Here is a 2,663-nt window from a genome sequence, read left to right on the forward strand (position 1 = left end):
CGCTCTCAAAACCACAACCTGTGGTGGCTATTACTTCCCCCCGCGCCCCATAAATTACCGGCCGGGGTCCAACCACCCCCCCCCCACGGTGAAACGATAAAAAGGATTTCAACGATCATGAGCAGCATTCCGTCCTCCCCGGAAATCGGCCGCTTCCTCCCGGCGGCCGGCCGGCAGACCAATGTCCATGACCTGGGCTCTGGCGAGCCGGTGCTGCTCATCCACGGCTCGGGGCCGGGCGTCACCGCCTGGGCCAACTGGCGGCTGGTGATGCCGGCCCTGGCCGAGGCACGTCGCGTCATCGCGCCGGACATGCTTGGCTTCGGCTACACCGAGCGCTTGCCCGGCGATGTCTATTCGATGGACCGCCAGGTTGCCCATGCGATCGCCGTGCTCGACGCCCTCGGCATCGAACGCACCGACCTGGTCGGCAACTCCTTCGGCGGTGCCATCGCGCTGGCGCTGGCGATCCGCCATCCCGAGCGGGTTCGCCGCCTGGTGCTGATGGGCAGTGTCGGTGTGCCCTTCGAGATCACCCCGGCGCTGGACGCAGTGTGGGGTTACCAGCCGTCCTTCGAGGCAATGCGCGGCCTGCTCGACCTGTTCGCCTACGACCGCAACCTGGTTAACGACGAACTCGCCCAGTTGCGCTACGAGGCCAGCATCCGGCCGGGCTTCCAGGAGTCCTTCGGCGCCATGTTCCCGGCCCCGCGCCAGCGCTGGGTGGATGCGATGGCCAGCCGTGAGGCCGACATCCGCGCGTTGCCCAACCAGACCCTGGTGATCCACGGCCGCGAGGACAAGGTGATCCCGCTGCAGACCTCCCTGACCCTGGCCAGCTGGATTCCCCGTGCCCAGCTCCACGTGTTTGGCCAGTGCGGCCACTGGACCCAGATCGAGCACGCCAACCGTTTCGCCCGTCTCGTCGCCGACTTCCTCGCCGAAGCCACCGACGCCGAACCCCAACCGCTTTCCTGAGAGAAATCCATGGACAAGGCCCTGATCACCCAGCTTGGCGACGAGCTCTACAACGCCCTCGTCAAACGCGAAACCCTGACTCCGCTCACCGAGCGTCATCCCGAGATCACCATCGAGGACGCTTACCAGATCCAGCAGCAGATGATCGCCCGCCGCCTGGCGGCCGGTGAGCGCGTGGTCGGCAAGAAGATCGGCGTGACCTCCAAGGTCGTCATGAACATGCTCGGCGTGCATCAGCCCGACTTCGGCTGGCTGCTCGACGGCATGGTGTACAACGAAGGCGAGGCGATTCCCGCCAACACCCTGATCCAGCCCCGCGCGGAAGGCGAGATCGCCTTCCTGATGAAGAAGGATCTGATGGGCCCCGGCCTCACCGCCGCCGACGTGCTGGCGGCCACCGAGGGCGTGATGGCCTGTTTCGAGATCGTCGACAGCCGCATCAAGGACTGGAAGATCAAGATCCAGGACACCGTCGCCGACAACGCCTCCTGTGGCGTGCTGGTGCTGGGCGACCGCATGGTCGATCCGCGCAAGGTGGACCTCGCCACCTGCGGCATGGTCCTCGAGAAGAACGGCGAGATCGTCGGTACTGGCTCCGGTGCGGCAGCCCTTGGCCACCCGTGCAATGCCGTCGCCTGGCTGGCCAACACCCTCGGCCGCCTGGGCATTGGCCTGAAGGCCGGCGACATCGTGTTGTCCGGTTCCCTGGCCGCGTTGATCCCGGTGCAGGCCGGCGACAGCTTGCGTGTCACCATCGGTGGCATCGGCGGCTGTTCCGTCCGTTTCAGCTGAGGTCGCCATGGATCTGCAACTGACCGGCAAGCGCGCCCTCGTCACCGGCTCCACGTCGGGTATCGGCTTCGCCATCGCGCGCCAGCTGGCCGCCGAAGGCGCCGAGGTGATCATCAATGGCCGCAGCCGCTCCGGCGTGTCCGCCACCATTGCGCGCCTCCTCGAAGCGCAGCCGGACGCCAAGGTCACGGGCATCGCCGCCGATCTGGGAACCGCTGCCGGCTGCGAGGCGCTGGTGACCACCTGCGCCGATGTGGACATCCTGGTGAACAACCTCGGCATCTTCGATCCGCGTCCCTTCGAGGAGATCGACGACACCGAGTGGTTCCATTTCTTCGAAACCAACGTGATGAGTGGCGTGCGCCTGTCCCGCCACTACCTGCCGGCGATGAAAGCCCGCAACTGGGGCCGCATCGTGTTCATCTCCAGTGAGTCCGGCATCTGCCCGCCGGCCGAGATGGTGCATTACGGCATGAGCAAGTCGGCCCAGCTGTCGGTGGCTCGCGGCATCGCCGAAACCTGCACCGGCTCTGGCGTGACGGTCAATTCCGTGCTGCCCGGTCCGACCCGCACCGAAGGCGTCACCACCTTCTTCGGCAGCCTGGCGGAAGAGCAGGGCGTGTCCCTGGAGCAGGCGGAGAAGGACTTCTTCGCCAATGCCCGGCCGACCTCGCTGCTCAAACGCTTCATCGACCCGGCGGAGGTGGCGAATCTCGTCGCCTACGTCTGCAGTCCCCTTTCGTCTGCCACCCACGGCGCGGCCCTGCGGGTCGAAGGCGGTGTGGTGCGCAGCATGGTTTAACCCTTCGCGACCCCAAAAGGAAACACAGCGATGACCAAGAAAATCAAATGCGCCCTGATCGGCCCGGGCAACATCGGCACGGACCTGCTGG

Annotated in this window: 3 protein-coding genes; all 3 read left to right on the top strand. The window is 66.1% G+C overall.

The window, feature by feature from the left end:
• Positions 1-117 precede the first annotated feature (117 nt).
• The 3 genes from ACE3RX_RS11830 to ACE3RX_RS11840 are packed head-to-tail and all read left to right on the top strand — an operon-like array spanning position 118 to position 2,572.
• A complete protein-coding gene (locus ACE3RX_RS11830) occupies positions 118-978 on the top strand; it encodes an alpha/beta fold hydrolase (protein WP_374483653.1) in 861 nt (286 codons plus the stop codon).
• Between the two features lie 9 nt (positions 979-987).
• The gene (dmpE, locus tag ACE3RX_RS11835; RefSeq protein ID WP_374483654.1) at positions 988-1,770 is read left to right on the top strand and encodes a 2-oxopent-4-enoate hydratase; all 783 of its coding nucleotides are present in this window, start codon (positions 988-990) and stop codon (positions 1,768-1,770) included.
• A 7-nt stretch (positions 1,771-1,777) separates the two neighbouring features.
• Positions 1,778-2,572: an SDR family NAD(P)-dependent oxidoreductase gene (locus ACE3RX_RS11840; protein WP_374483656.1), complete on the top strand. Its 795-nt coding sequence runs from the start codon at positions 1,778-1,780 to the stop codon at positions 2,570-2,572.
• The last annotated feature ends 91 nt before the right edge of the window (positions 2,573-2,663 follow it).

The sequence above is a fragment of the Zoogloea sp. genome (assembly GCF_041914405.1).
Classification (GTDB): Bacteria; Pseudomonadota; Gammaproteobacteria; order Burkholderiales; family Rhodocyclaceae; genus Zoogloea.